This is a genomic window from Plantactinospora veratri (assembly GCF_036421995.1).
Lineage (GTDB): Bacteria > Actinomycetota > Actinomycetes > Mycobacteriales > Micromonosporaceae > Plantactinospora > Plantactinospora veratri.
Window position 1 is genome coordinate 319,413 of record NZ_JAZGQL010000005.1, and the last position, 12,231, is coordinate 331,643.

The 12,231-nt window shown below is 72.7% G+C and carries 14 protein-coding genes; 3 read left to right on the plus strand and 11 right to left on the minus strand.

Features of this window, described 5'->3' with window-relative positions; all coding sequences use genetic code 11:
- Positions 1–855: 855 nt before the first annotated feature.
- From V1634_RS07615 to rimP, 9 genes are all read right to left on the minus strand, one after another.
- Positions 856–1,065, minus strand: a complete 210-nt coding sequence (locus V1634_RS07615) for a DUF6186 family protein (protein ID WP_331207028.1) — start codon at positions 1,063–1,065, stop codon at positions 856–858.
- Positions 1,062–1,469, minus strand: coding sequence for a hypothetical protein (locus V1634_RS07620; protein ID WP_107258527.1), 408 nt, complete (start codon positions 1,467–1,469; stop codon positions 1,062–1,064). The genes V1634_RS07615 and V1634_RS07620 overlap by 4 nt, the downstream gene beginning before the upstream one ends.
- Positions 1,470–1,521: 52 nt before the next feature.
- Entirely contained in the window at positions 1,522–2,607 is a 1,086-nt protein-coding gene (locus V1634_RS07625; RefSeq protein WP_331207029.1) for a DHH family phosphoesterase, read from the minus strand.
- A complete protein-coding gene (gene rbfA, locus V1634_RS07630; RefSeq protein WP_331207030.1) occupies positions 2,604–3,101 on the minus strand; it encodes a 30S ribosome-binding factor RbfA in 498 nt (165 codons plus the stop codon). Before rbfA ends, V1634_RS07625 begins: the two co-directional genes overlap by 4 nt.
- Before the next feature lie 161 nt (positions 3,102–3,262).
- Positions 3,263–3,556, minus strand: coding sequence for a DUF503 domain-containing protein (locus tag V1634_RS07635; protein WP_101370373.1), 294 nt, complete (start codon positions 3,554–3,556; stop codon positions 3,263–3,265).
- Between the two features lie 112 nt (positions 3,557–3,668).
- Positions 3,669–6,656 carry a translation initiation factor IF-2 gene (infB, locus tag V1634_RS07640; RefSeq protein ID WP_407951735.1) on the minus strand — a complete coding sequence of 996 codons (2,988 nt, stop codon included), beginning with the start codon at positions 6,654–6,656 and terminating at the stop codon, positions 3,669–3,671.
- Between the two features lie 93 nt (positions 6,657–6,749).
- Entirely contained in the window at positions 6,750–7,094 is a 345-nt protein-coding gene (locus V1634_RS07645) for a YlxR family protein (protein ID WP_331207032.1), read from the minus strand.
- A 15-nt stretch (positions 7,095–7,109) separates the two neighbouring features.
- Positions 7,110–8,165, minus strand: coding sequence for a transcription termination factor NusA (gene nusA, locus V1634_RS07650; protein WP_331207033.1), 1,056 nt, complete (start codon positions 8,163–8,165; stop codon positions 7,110–7,112).
- Positions 8,162–8,851, minus strand: a complete 690-nt coding sequence (gene rimP / locus V1634_RS07655; protein ID WP_331207034.1) for a ribosome maturation factor RimP — start codon at positions 8,849–8,851, stop codon at positions 8,162–8,164. The genes nusA and rimP overlap by 4 nt, the downstream gene beginning before the upstream one ends.
- 187 nt (positions 8,852–9,038) lie before the next feature.
- On the opposite strand from rimP, the gene V1634_RS07660 reads away from it, so the two are divergent.
- From V1634_RS07660 to V1634_RS07670, 3 genes are all read left to right on the plus strand, one after another.
- Positions 9,039–9,551, plus strand: coding sequence for a hypothetical protein (locus V1634_RS07660; RefSeq protein ID WP_331207035.1), 513 nt, complete (start codon positions 9,039–9,041; stop codon positions 9,549–9,551).
- A 34-nt stretch (positions 9,552–9,585) separates the two neighbouring features.
- Entirely contained in the window at positions 9,586–10,008 is a 423-nt protein-coding gene (locus V1634_RS07665) for a ferritin-like domain-containing protein (protein WP_331207036.1), read from the plus strand.
- 73 nt (positions 10,009–10,081) lie between these two features.
- Complete coding sequence (locus V1634_RS07670) at positions 10,082–10,582, plus strand: nitroreductase/quinone reductase family protein (protein ID WP_331207037.1); 501 nt, start codon at positions 10,082–10,084, stop codon at positions 10,580–10,582.
- 20 nt (positions 10,583–10,602) lie between these two features.
- On the opposite strand, the gene V1634_RS07675 is transcribed toward V1634_RS07670, so the two are convergent.
- Positions 10,603–11,313 (minus strand): VIT1/CCC1 transporter family protein, encoded by a 711-nt coding sequence (locus V1634_RS07675; RefSeq protein WP_331207038.1) that lies wholly within the window; start codon positions 11,311–11,313, stop codon positions 10,603–10,605.
- Between the two features lie 13 nt (positions 11,314–11,326).
- A complete protein-coding gene (gene map, locus V1634_RS07680) occupies positions 11,327–12,184 on the minus strand; it encodes a type I methionyl aminopeptidase (RefSeq protein ID WP_331207039.1) in 858 nt (285 codons plus the stop codon).
- Positions 12,185–12,231: the final 47 nt, after the last annotated feature.

Below are 12,231 nucleotides of genomic sequence, written 5' to 3' on the forward strand. Positions count from 1 at the left end.
GAGCGTGCACGCCCGGCCCCGGCGGCGACCCGTCAGCGGGCCGTCAGCGGGCCCTTTCCGGCGCCCTGGATCCCCCCACACCTGGTGGTCGTCGGTTGCCCACGCTCGTGGTCGTCGCGGTGCGCACCGGCCTCAGTGAAGGCGGGATCGGTCTCGCAGACACTCGGTGTCGGCTGTCCACACCCGACATGCGACCGCACCGGCTGTCCCGGACGGATCGAGGCCGTCCGGCAGACCGGTGCGGGCGGAACGGTGCGGCTCGGCGGCCGGCAGGAGGGACGATCGGAAGCGGTACGGGCGGTCCGGCCGGTGGCCGGGAGCTGGCCGCTCACGCGGCTCCGCGCTGGGTCACTGGCGGGTGTCCATCGACGTCTGGAGCGCGCGGCGAGCCTGCTCGCGGGCCTCGTCGGTGTTCTCCGGCTTGGGCTTGGTCGGCTTGCTGGCCATGGCGTGGCTCCTTCCAGGGCGGGTGGCACCGCACGGCGCGGGTCACCCCGACAGGGGTCCTGCTGATCGGCCGGGACGGCGGGTCCGGGATCTTCCGGACGAGGTGGCCGGGACGGCGTGACGCCCCGGGTCGGTTGACCCTGGGAGGCAGGCGATCTGCGACGGGTTGCCACACCCGGGCACGGGTGGGACGGGTGCGACCACAACCCTAGGTATCGTTCAGTTCCGTTACCCAAGTTATCGTTCAGGTCCATATCCTGCGCAGCATTCCCGTCATTCGGGACAGCGAGAACCGTCAGATCTTGGCTACACCCCTGGTCGGCACGGATCCGGCCGGCTCGGCGGGGCGGTGCTCGGTGGGGTCGGTGAGGGTCGGGCGGCGGCAGTGCTCAACGGGCGAAGAAGTGCTCAGCGGGCGAAGAAGTGCCAGCCCATCCACCACCAGAAGCCGAACAGGGCGATCCGGCCGACCGGTACCGGGCCGACCTCGTAACGCATGACGTAGGCGCAGACGTCGCCGAAGGTGGGGATCCGGGACCCCTCCCGGCGGGCGGCCCACTCGACCAGCACGAAGAGCAGCAGCGCCACGGTGAACCCGGCGATCGCGACGTATCTCATCGACGCACCAACCCCCAGAACGCGGAGAGCCACGCGAAGTAGCCGACCGAGCGGACCAGCGAGTCGTCCAGCAGCGGGTCGGCGATCTTGGAGAAGGTCGGGAAGTCGTCCCGGGACCCGAGCATGAAGGTGCTGGCCTCGAAGACCCCGAAGACGAGTACGGGCAGCAGCCACCAGGCCGCGCCGGACCGCAGCCGATGCGGTACGGGTCGCCGGGGCACCCGGTTGGAGAGCCCGAGCCACACCAGCGCACCGCCGGTGCCGATGGCGTAGATGTTCGCCTGCGTCGAGAACGACGGGAACTGACCGCCGATCAGGGACAGAACGGTGAGGGTCGGAACCGTGACGACCGGTCGGTCCCAAGCCCGGGGCACATCCGCAGAGAGCTCCGGCTGCTGTTCCATGAACCGATTGTCCCCGGGCCACCCCCCGGCGGAAAGCACGACGCCCTTCCCGTTACTCGAGATCTCCCGGCCCGGCGGAGGGGTGCCCGCCCTCGGCCGCACCCCGGGCCAACTCGGCCCGGATCGCGTCGACCACCTCGGGCGCCGAGCCGTGCCCGGTGAACCCGGCCGCCAGCCGGTGCCCGCCGCCGCCCAGGGCCACCGCCACCCGGCTCACGTCGCTGGCGCCCTTGCTGCGCATGGAGACCGCCCACTCCCCCTCGGCGACCTGCTTGAGCACGCAGCTCACATCCGCCTCGGCGGTGCAGCGCACCGAGTCGATCAGCGGCTCCAGGGTGTACGGGCGCTGCCCGTGCCGCTCCAGGTCGTCGAGGGTCGCGTACGTCCAGACCAGCCCCAGCCCACCAGCGGCCAACGGCTCCAACCGGGTACGCCCGAGCACGTCGCCGTAGAGCCGGACCGCGCCGAACGGCCGGGTGTCGAAGATCCGCCGGGAGATCTCCCCGGGGCGGATGCCGGTGGCCAGCAGCCGGGCGGCCATCTCGTGCACCGCCGGGGTGGTCATGTCGAACCGGAACGAGCCGGTGTCGGTGGCCAGCGCGATGTAGAGGCACTCGGCGATCCCCGCGTCCAGCGGCACACCGAGCCGGACCAGCAGCTTCTCCACCACCACGGAGGTGGCGGCGGCGTCCGGGTCGACCAGGTGGATCCCGCCGAACCGGGTGTTCGAGGCATGGTGGTCCAGCACGACGGCGGTCTCGGCCCGGTCCAGCCGGTCGGCCAGGTCGCCGAGCCGGGAGACGGCGGCGACGTCGAAGCAGATCACCAGGTCCGGATCCGGGTCGGCGGCGGTCGCCGGGACCAGCAGGTCGAGGCCGGGCATCGCCTGGAGCGGCTCCGGCACCTCCGGGCGCCCGGGGAAGGTGGCCTGGAACTGCCGTACGCCGAGCCGGCGCAGCCCGAGCCCGAAGCCGAGCATGCTGCCCAGCGCGTCCCCGTCGGGGTTCACGTGGCAGATCAGCAGGATCCGGCCGTCGGCGGGGAGTCGGGTGATGGCGGAGACCGCCGCCGCCCACTCCGCCTCGGTCGGCCCTCCGGCGGCCGGCTGGGAGACGTCGGCGAGCAGTGCCCCGCTCACCGCCGGTCTCCGCCGTCCCCGGCCGGCGGCCGGTCCTCGTCCTGATCCTCGTCGGCGTCGACCTCGTCGTCCTCGTCGGCGTCGAGCTTGTACGGCTGCGGTTCGCCCGCGTACTCGGCCTGGGCGGCCAGCCGCTGCACCTCCGCGTCGGCGGTACGCGCCGCCGCCAGCAGCTCGTCGATCTGCTTGACCTGGTCCTGCACGTCGTCGAGGACGAAGGTCAGGCTCGGCGAGTGCCGCAGCCCGAGGGCCTTGCCGACGGTGCTCCGCAGCAGTCCCTTGGCGCTCTCCAGCGCGGCACCGGTGGCCGCCTGGTCGGAGGCGTCGCCGAGCACCGTGTAGAAGACGGTGGCGTCGCGCAGGTCCGGGGTGATCCGGGCGTCGGTAATGGTGATCATGCCGAGCCGGGGGTCCTTGATCTGGGTACGCACCACCGACGCCACCAGTTCCCGCACCCGCTCCGCATGCCGACGCACCTTGGCCTGGTCCGTCATCTCCGCACCTCCACGCCCATCTGCTTCCGGGCCGGACCGGCGGCGCTGGGCGCCGCGGCCGGACCGGCCGACCTGGGAAACACTACCCGCGCATCTTGCGGCCTCGCCGCCGCCGTCGCCATTGGCCGTACCGGCTGATTACCCCCTGGCCGTCGGCCAATTCAGTCATCCGCGCCGTGCAACCGGCGCCGTACGGAGAGCAACTCGACCTCCGGTCGACCGGCGACCAGGCGCTCGCAGGCATCCAGCACCGTACCGACGTGCTCGGGTTCGGAGGCGACCAGGGCGACCGCGATCTGGGCCCGCCCGTGCAGGTCGAGCGCGCCGACCTCGGCGGCGGAGACCTCGAACTTGCGGAGCGCGGCGACGATGGGGCGGACGTAGGACCGCTTCGCCTTCAGGGAGCGCGAGTCTCCGGGCAGCAGCAGGTCGAACAGGGCGGTTCCGGTATACACGGCGGGAAGGGTACGCCATCGCACCCCCGCCGCTCACCGCCTTTCACGGGCGGCCCCGGACAGGCCGGTGGCCGGAGCCCCAGGGGGTTCCGGCCACCGGTATGGAACTCGCTCAGACGCGCGGCTTCTCGCGCATCTCGAACGTCTCGATGATGTCCCCGACCTGGACGTTGTTGAAGTTGCTCAACGTCAGACCGCACTCGAAGCCCTCGCGGACCTCGGTGGCGTCGTCCTTGAACCGCTTGAGCGAGCTGATCGTGACGTTGTCGGCCACGACCGTCCCGTCACGCAGCAGCCGCGCCTTGGCGTTGCGGCGGATGACACCGGACCGGACGATACAACCGGCGATGTTGCCGATCTTGGACGAGCGGAAGACGTCGCGGACCTCCGCGCTGCCCAGCTCGACCTCTTCGAACTCCGGCTTGAGCAGACCCTTGAGCGCGGCGTCGATCTCCTCGATGGCCTGGTAGATGACGGTGTAGTACCGGATCTCCACGCCCTCGCGGTCGGCGATCTCCCGGACCTTGTTCGAGGCCCGGACGTTGAAGCCGATGATCGTGACCGCCTCGGACGAGGCGCTGGCCAGCATGACGTCGCTCTCCGTGATGGCACCGACGCCCCGGTGGATGATCCGCAGTTGGACCTCCGCCGGAATGTCGAGCTTGAAGAGCGCGTCCTCCAGCGCTTCCACCGAGCCGGAACCGTCGCCCTTGAGCACCAGGTTGAGCGAGGTCTTCTCGCCCTCCTTGAGCTGCTCCATGATCGTCTCGAGGCTCGGCCGCCGCTGCGAGTTGGCGAAGCTCGCCGCCCGCCGCCGCGCCTGCCGCTGCTCGGCGATCTGCCGGACCGTACGGTCGTCCTCGGCCGCCAGGAAGGTGTCACCCGCTCCTGGTACCGCGGTCAGACCGAGCACCATGACCGGACGCGCGGGACCGGCCTCGGTGACCGGCTTGCCGTTCTCGTCCAGCATGGCCCGGACCCGGCCGTGCGCCCCACCGGCGACGATCGAGTCGCCGGCCCGCAGGGTGCCCTTCTGCACCAGCACCGTGGCCACCGCACCGCGACCCTTGTCCAGGTGCGCCTCGATCGCCACACCCTGGGCCGGCCCGTCGATCGGAGCGGTCAGCTCCAGCGACGCGTCGGCGGTGAGCAGGACCGCCTCGAGCAGTTCCTCGATGCCGATGCCCGGCTTGGCCGCCACGTTGACGAACATGGTGTCGCCGCCGTACTCCTCGGCGACCAGACCGTATTCGGTCAACTGCTGACGTACCTTGTCCGGGTTGGCCTCCGGCTTGTCGATCTTGTTGACCGCCACCACGATCGGCACGTCCGCCGCCTTGGCGTGGTTGAGCGCCTCGATCGTCTGCGGCATGACGCCGTCGTCGGCGGCGACCACCAGCACCACGATGTCGGTGACCTGGGCACCACGGGCACGCATGGCGGTGAACGCCTCGTGACCCGGGGTGTCGATGACGGTCAGCGCCCGGTCCTCACCCTCGTGCGGCACGTGCACCTGGTAGGCGCCGATGTGCTGGGTGATGCCGCCGGCCTCGCCCTCGACCACGTTCGCCTTGCGGATCGCGTCGAGCAGCTTGGTCTTACCGTGGTCGACGTGACCCATGACGGTCACCACCGGCGGCCGGCTGACCAGCCGGTCCGTGGCGACCTCGGCGTCAAGGTCGATGTTGAACTGGGCGAGCAGCTCGCGGTCCTCGTCCTCCGGGCTGACGATCGAGACCTCGAAGCCGAGGTGCTCGCCGAGCAGCAGGAGCGTGTCGTCGGAGACGGACTGGGTCGCGGTGACCATCTCGCCCAGGTTGAACATCTCCTGGACCAGCGAACCGGGGTTCGCGTTGATCTTGTCCGCGAAGTCCGACAGCGACGCACCGCGAGGCAGCCGAATGACCTGACCCTGGCCGCGCGGGGCGCCCGAGCTCATGGTCGGCGCCGACAGGTTGTCGAACTCCTGTCTGCGCTGCTTCTTCGACTTGCGACCACGGGTCGGCTTGCCGCCCGGACGCCCGAAGGCACCCGCGGCACCGCCGCCACGGCCACGACCGCCACCACCGGGGCGACCGGCGCCACCGGCCGGAGCACCGCCACCGGGGCCACCGCGGTAGCCGCCACCGGCACCGCCGCCACCACCGGGACCGCCTCGGTAGCCACCACCGGCACCGCCGCCACCGCCACCGGGGCCGCCACGGAATCCGCCGCCGCCACCGCCACCGGGGCCGCCACGGAATCCGCCGCCGCCGCCACCGGGACGACCGGCACCGCCACCGCCGCCGGGACGGCCGGGGCCGCCACCGGGACGACCCGGCCGCTGCGTCGGCATGGACGCCGGGCTCGGCCGGGGCGGCATCGAGGCCGGACTCGGCCTCGGCGGCATGTTGGCCGGGTTGGGCCGGGGCCCACCCGCGGCAGCCGGACGCTGCCCGCCCGGAGTGATGCCGAACGGGTTGTTACCGCCGCTGCGCGCCGGCGGACGGCCACCGGGCCGGCCGGGGCCGGGCGTCGGTGCGCCGGGCGGCGCGGGACGGGCACCCGACGGGGCGCCCGGACGCGGCGGTACGGCGTTCGGACCCGGCTTCGGCCGGTTCGTCGGGCCGCCGTCGGCCGGCGGTTCCCGCCGTACGGTGTCGTTGCGCTGCTGCCGAGCCGCCTGGGCGGCCTTGACGGTCGCCTCCTGCTCGGCCTTGAGCGCGGCCGCACGCGCCTCGGCGGCGGCCAGTTCGATGTCGTGCGCGCTCGCCGGCTTGGCGACCGGAGCCGCCGGCTGCGGCGGACCGGGCACCGGGCCCTTGGGCTTCGCCGGCGGCGTCGGCCGACGCGGCGGTCCGGGCTTCGCGGCGACCCTGGGTTCTCCCGGACCCGCCGCCGGAGCCGCCTTCGGAGCCGGCGGTGGCGTCGGGGCGGCGGCGGGTGCCGCCGGTTCCGGAGACGCGACGAAGGCGCCGCGCAGCCGACGGGCCGCCGGGGCCTCGACGGTGCTCGACGCTGATTTGACGAACTCGCCCATTTCCTTCAACTTGGCGAGAACGGTCTTGCTTTCGACCCCGAGCTCCTTAGCCAGCTCGTGTACGCGGGCCTTGCCTGCCACTGCACTCCTCACTCCGAGGTCGTGCGGGCAGCACCCGCAGCGACCTCACTCGTGCACTTGAAGCCTGGTCATTTCTGGGACTTCATCGTGTGCTCATGTCGGTCGTCCTACCTTGCTCGGGTTCCGTCGCGTCGATCCCGCCCGGCCGGATAGCCGGTCATGGTCGTCGACGCCTTGGACGTGCTCGGCCAACTCACTCGCGTCAGGTACGCCAGCGATACGCAGCGCCCGCCCGAAGGCGCGTCGCCGCACTGCCAGCGTGAAGCAGGCCGGGTCGGGATGCAGGTGCGCTCCCCTACCCGGCAGCTTACGGGTCGGATCGGGTCGGAGGCTGTGACCAGTCTCATTGCCGACCGCGACAATCCGCAGCAGCTGGCCGGCCGGCGCCCGTTGCCGACAGCCCACACAGGTGCGCTCCGGCTCCGCGCGTCGTACCACTGGGAAAGTCTACCCCTACCCGGCCGAGATCGCTCCGTCCGCCTCGGCTGCGTGATCAGGACCGCCCTGCCGACCGGCCGATGCCTGGGTCGGCATCTGCTCGGTATCGGGCCGGATGTCGATCCGCCAACCGGTCAACCGGGCCGCGAGCCGGGCATTCTGCCCCTCTCGGCCGATCGCCAGCGACAGCTGGAAGTCCGGCACGGTCACCCGTGCCGTCCGGGTCGCCGCGTCGACCACCTCGACCCGGAGCGCCTTGGCCGGCGAGAGGGCGTTGCCGACGAACTGGGCCGGATCGTCCGACCAGTCGATGATGTCGATCTTCTCACCGTGCAGCTCGCTCATCACCGCCCGGACCCGCTGCCCCATCGGGCCGATGCAGGCGCCCTTGGCGTTCACCCCGGACACGGTGGAACGAACCGCGATCTTGGTCCGGTGGCCGGCCTCGCGGGCGATCGCGGCGATCTCCACGGTGCCGTCGGCGATCTCCGGCACCTCCAGGGCGAAGAGCTTCTTCACCAGGTTCGGGTGCGACCGGGAGAGGGTGATCTGCGGGCCACGGAAGCCCTTGACCACGTGTACGACGACGCAGCGGATCCGCTGGCCGTGCTCGTACAGTTCACCGGGGACCTGCTCGGCCTGGGGCAGTACCGCCTCGACCTTGCCGAGGTCGACCGAGACGATGCCCTTCTCGCTGCGCGCCTCGTGCGCCTGCACCACCCCGGTGACCAGGTCGCCGTCCCGGCCGGCGTACTCGCCGAAGTGCACCTCGTCGGTGGCCTCCCGGAGCCGTTGCAGGATGACCTGTTTGGCGGTCATCGCGGCGATCCGGCCGAAGTCGTGCGGGGTGTCGTCGAACTCCCGGACCACCGCACCCTCGGCGTCCTGCTCCTGAGCGTAGACCAGGGCGGCCCCGGTCTTGCGGTCGATCTCGACCCGGGCGTGCGCCTGGGCCCCCTCGGTGTGCCGGTACGCCGTCAGCAACGCGGTCTCGATCGCCGCGAGAATCGTGTCGAACGGGATCTCCCGCTCGCGCTCCAGGGCGCGCAACGCCGCGAGGTCGATGTTCACCTCTCCTCGCCCTCCACATCTTCGTCGTCGCCGTTGTCGACGTCGTCATAGTCATCATCGCCGGCACCGGTCGGATCGTCGTCGGCGATCTCGTCCAGCCGGCTGAACTCCACCTGGACCCGCCCCGGCCCGAGGTCGGGGTACGCCCACCCGACCGGTCCGGCGTCGGTCTCCAGCACCACCCGCTCGTCGTCGGCGGCGACCACCCGGGCGGTCAGTTGCCGGTCCGCGGGTGCCGGCGGCCGCTCCTCGGCGCCGCCCTGCTCGGTGCGCTCACCCGGGCCGCGTACGGTCACCTTCACCAGCCGGCCCACGTTGCGCCGCCAGTGCCGGGGCTGGGTCAGCGGGCGGTCCACGCCGGGCGAACTCACCTCGAGCTGGTATTCCCCGGCGACCAGGTCACCACCGGTCTCCTCCGCCTGGTCGAGCGCCTTGGAGAGGAGGCGGGAGACGTCCGCCACGGTATCGAGGCTGACCCCGCCGTCGCCGTCCACGATCACCCGGACGACGTACCGCCGGCCGGCCCGGGACACCGAGAGGTCCTCCAGGTCGTAGCCGGCGGTGGTGACCACTGGCTCGATCACGGCACGGAGCCGGAGCCGACGCGCGGACGGGTCCTCGCGGGGACGGTCCGGAGCCCGGTGGCCCGCCCTGGGCCGACCGGTGTTCCGGCCACGCTGCGTCATCTCCGCCCCTCTCTCGTGATCGCCGGCTGCGCCCGGCAGCCATACCGGCGTGCCACCGGACTGAAGCGTCCGGCGGCTGCGCAGAGCGTAACGCGCTGGCCGCCCGAGAGCCCGATCGGCGCACCGACGACCGGCCGTGGTGACCGTGCCGACCCCGTCGGCCGCACCGATGGTGTTGACTTGCCGGGTGCGGACCGGCAACACGAACCAGACGATCGGCGCGGCGGGGCGGTCCCGGCGCGAGATGATCCGGGCGGTCGGCCTGGCGGCGCTGGTCGGTGCCACCGGCCCACTCGCCGGCTGCGGCCTCTTCGGCGGCGAGCCCGACCCGCCGCCCGAGCCGGACCCACTGGCGCCGTTGATCAGCGGCGCTCTCGACCTCGCCGCCCGGCACGAGGCCGCGATCGCCGCCTTTCCGGAGCTGGCCGACCGGCTCCGGCCGGTCGCCGAGGCGCATCGCGCGCACGCCGCCGAACTGTCCCGGGTGACCGGCACCGCGCTGCCGACCGCCACCGCCACCGCCCCGCCCCCCGGCGCCGGTGCCGGCGTCATGTCCGAGACGCTGAGGCAACTGCGGGAGGCCGAGCAGCAGGGCCGGGACGCCGCCGCGAAGGCCTGCCTCGAGGCGCCCGCCAACCGTGCCGCGCTGGTCGGTTCGGTCACCGCGGCCCGGGCGACTCATCTGGAGGTACTGCGGTGACCGGGCGCGGCGGGGCGCGGGAAGGGGTGACCTGATGTCCGAGGCACTGGCGGCCGCCCTGGCCGCCGAGCACGCGGCGGTCTACGCGTACGGGCTGATCGGGGTACGCCTCTCCGGCGCCGCCGCCGAGCAGGCCCGCTCCGCCGAGGCGGCGCATCGCGGCCGGCGGGACGGGCTGGTGCTGCTCCTCACCGAGCGGGGCGGCCCGGTACCGGTGGCCGAGCCGGCGTACGCGCTGCCGTTCGCCGTCACCGACGAGGCGGGCGCGCTGCGGCTGGCGGTCGAGGTCGAGGAGCGGACCGCGGCGGTCTGGCGGGCCGCGCTGCCGGCGACCGAGGGCGCCGAGCGGAGCCGGGCGCTGGACGGGCTGACCGACGCGGCGGTCCGGGCCACCCGGTGGCGCGGAACGGCCGGGGTCGGCCCGGCCACCGTGCCCTTCCCGGGCCGCCCGACCTGACCCGCACGCCCGACCCGCCCCGAATCGTGGTGTCGGCGGACGGCGGCGGCGCCCCAGCCGGCACACTGTACCGATGTCCGCTCTGGGAAGACCGGTCTCCGCCCTCGGCCGGGCCGTACGCCGGCTCGGCCACTCGCGCTGGTTCGCCGCCTGCACCCCGTTGCTGGTCCCGGCCGACCGGCTGGTCGCCAAGCTGACCCGGGGCCGGGTGGTGGCACTCGGGCTGGTGCCGTCACTGCTGATCACCACCACCGGGCGGCGGTCCGGGCGGCCACGCAGCAACCCGCTGCTCTACGTGCCCGACGGCGACGCCTTCGTGGTGACCGGCTCGAACTGGGGTCGCCCCGAGCAGCCCGCCTGGGCGCTCAACCTGCTCGCCGACCCGACCGCCACGGTCACCGTGGACGGCACCCGGATACCGGTCCGGGCCCGGCTGGCCCGGGGCGCCGAACGGGAGCGGCTCTGGGCGCTGCTGGTGGCCGAGTGGCCGGCGTACCGGACCTACGTACGCCGGGCCGGCGGCCGGGACATCCGCGTCTTCCGACTCGAACGGAACCCGTCCACGGAGGGGTAGCTCGGCTCCGGAGGTGGCCGTCAGCTCACGCCGACACCGATGAGCCGGCCGACCAGGTACGTCGCGGCGGTGGCCGCCGCGCCGAGCAGCAGTTGCCGGCTACCGCTGACCCACCACCGCCGCTTGGTGAACCGGGCGACGACCGCGCCCGCGACGAAGAGGCCGAGGCCGCCCACGCCGAGTGCCAGCCACAGGCTGGAGAAGCCGAGCAGATAGGTGATCAACGGCACCACGGCACCGACGGAGAAGCAGAGGAACGACGAGAAGGCGGCGGTCCACGGGCTGGGCCGCTCGTCGGCGTCGACGCCCAACTCCTCCTGGACGTGCACCCGCAGTGCCTCCTCCGGGTTGTGCCGAAGCACCTCCGCGACCTGCTCGGCCAGGTCCCGGGGCAGCCCTCGCTGCATCCACGCCTCGGCGAGTTCCCGGGCCTCACCGGCCGGGTTCCGCTCCAGCTCGCGGCGCTCCTTGGCGACCTCGGCGGCCACCTGCTCGTTCTGCGACTGCACGCTGGTGTACTCGCCGAGCCCCATCGAGATCGCCCCGGCGACCAGCCCGGCGAAGCCGGTCAGCACGATGTTGCGGGGCGCGACCCCGCCACCGCCGACACCGGCGATCAACGCGATGTTGGTGACCAGGCCGTCCATCGCGCCGAAGACGGCGGGGCGCAGCCAGCCGCCGGAGACGTCGGCGTGGTGGTGCTCGCTGACCGGGGTGGCCGCGTCCGTCACGGGTGCCCGTCCGTCACGGCAGGGTGAGGATCTCGTGGCCGTCCTCGGTGACCACGATGGTGTGCTCGAACTGCGCCGTCCAGCGCCGGTCCTTGGTCACCACGGTCCAGCCGTCGTCCCACACGTCGTACTCGTGGGTGCCGAGGGTGATCATCGGCTCGATCGTGAACGTCATGCCCGGCTCCATCACGTCGGTCGGCCGGGGGCTGTCGTAGTGCGGCACGTAGAGCCCGCTGTGGAACGCCTCGCCGATGCCGTGCCCGGTGAAGTCCCGGACCACCCCGTAGCCGAACCGCTTGGCGTACGACTCGATCACCCGGCCGATCACGTTGATCTGCCGGCCCGGTGCGACCGCCCGGATGCCGCGCATCATCGCCTCGTGCGTCCGCTCCACCAGCAGCCGGGCCGGCTCGGCCACCTCGCCGACGCAGAAGGTGGCGTCGGTGTCCCCGTGCACCCCGTCGAGGTACGCCGTCACGTCGACGTTGATGATGTCGCCGTCCATCAGCACCGTCGAGTCCGGGATGCCGTGGCAGATCACCTCGTTGAGGCTCGTGCAGCACGACTTCGGAAAGCCCTTGTAGCCGAGGGTGGAGGGGTAGGCGTTGTGGTCGACGAGGAACTCGTGCACCACCCGGTCGATCTCGTCGGTGGTGACGCCGGGCTTGCAGTGCTCACCGGCGAGCTGGGTGGCCTGGGCGGCGATCCGGCCGGCGACCCGCATCTTCTCGATCGTCTCGGCGGACTGCACGTGTGAACCGCGCCACTCCTTCGGCCGCTTCTTGCCGACGTACTCGGGGCGGACGATGTGGGGCGGCACCTGGCGCCACGGGGAGAGCGTGCCGGGGGTCAACGGCGCACGGACGGTCATGACTTCCACCCTAACGTCGCCGCCCGGAAGCACTCACGCTTCGGTGG

Excerpts from the sequence above, each read along its gene's own strand:
- V1634_RS07615 (WP_331207028.1), bottom strand. The coding sequence starts at position 1,065 with ATGAGATACGTCGCGATCGCCGGGTTCACCGTGGCGCTGCTGCTCTTC.
- V1634_RS07620 (WP_107258527.1), bottom strand. The coding sequence starts at position 1,469 with ATGGAACAGCAGCCGGAGCTCTCTGCGGATGTGCCCCGGGCTTGGGAC.
- rbfA (WP_331207030.1), bottom strand. The coding sequence starts at position 3,101 with ATGACGGACCAGGCCAAGGTGCGTCGGCATGCGGAGCGGGTGCGGGAA.
- rimP (WP_331207034.1), bottom strand. The coding sequence starts at position 8,851 with ATGACGCAGCGTGGCCGGAACACCGGTCGGCCCAGGGCGGGCCACCGG.
- V1634_RS07665 (WP_331207036.1), top strand. The coding sequence starts at position 9,586 with ATGTCCGAGGCACTGGCGGCCGCCCTGGCCGCCGAGCACGCGGCGGTC.
- V1634_RS07670 (WP_331207037.1), top strand. The coding sequence starts at position 10,082 with ATGTCCGCTCTGGGAAGACCGGTCTCCGCCCTCGGCCGGGCCGTACGC.
- map (WP_331207039.1), bottom strand. The coding sequence starts at position 12,184 with ATGACCGTCCGTGCGCCGTTGACCCCCGGCACGCTCTCCCCGTGGCGC.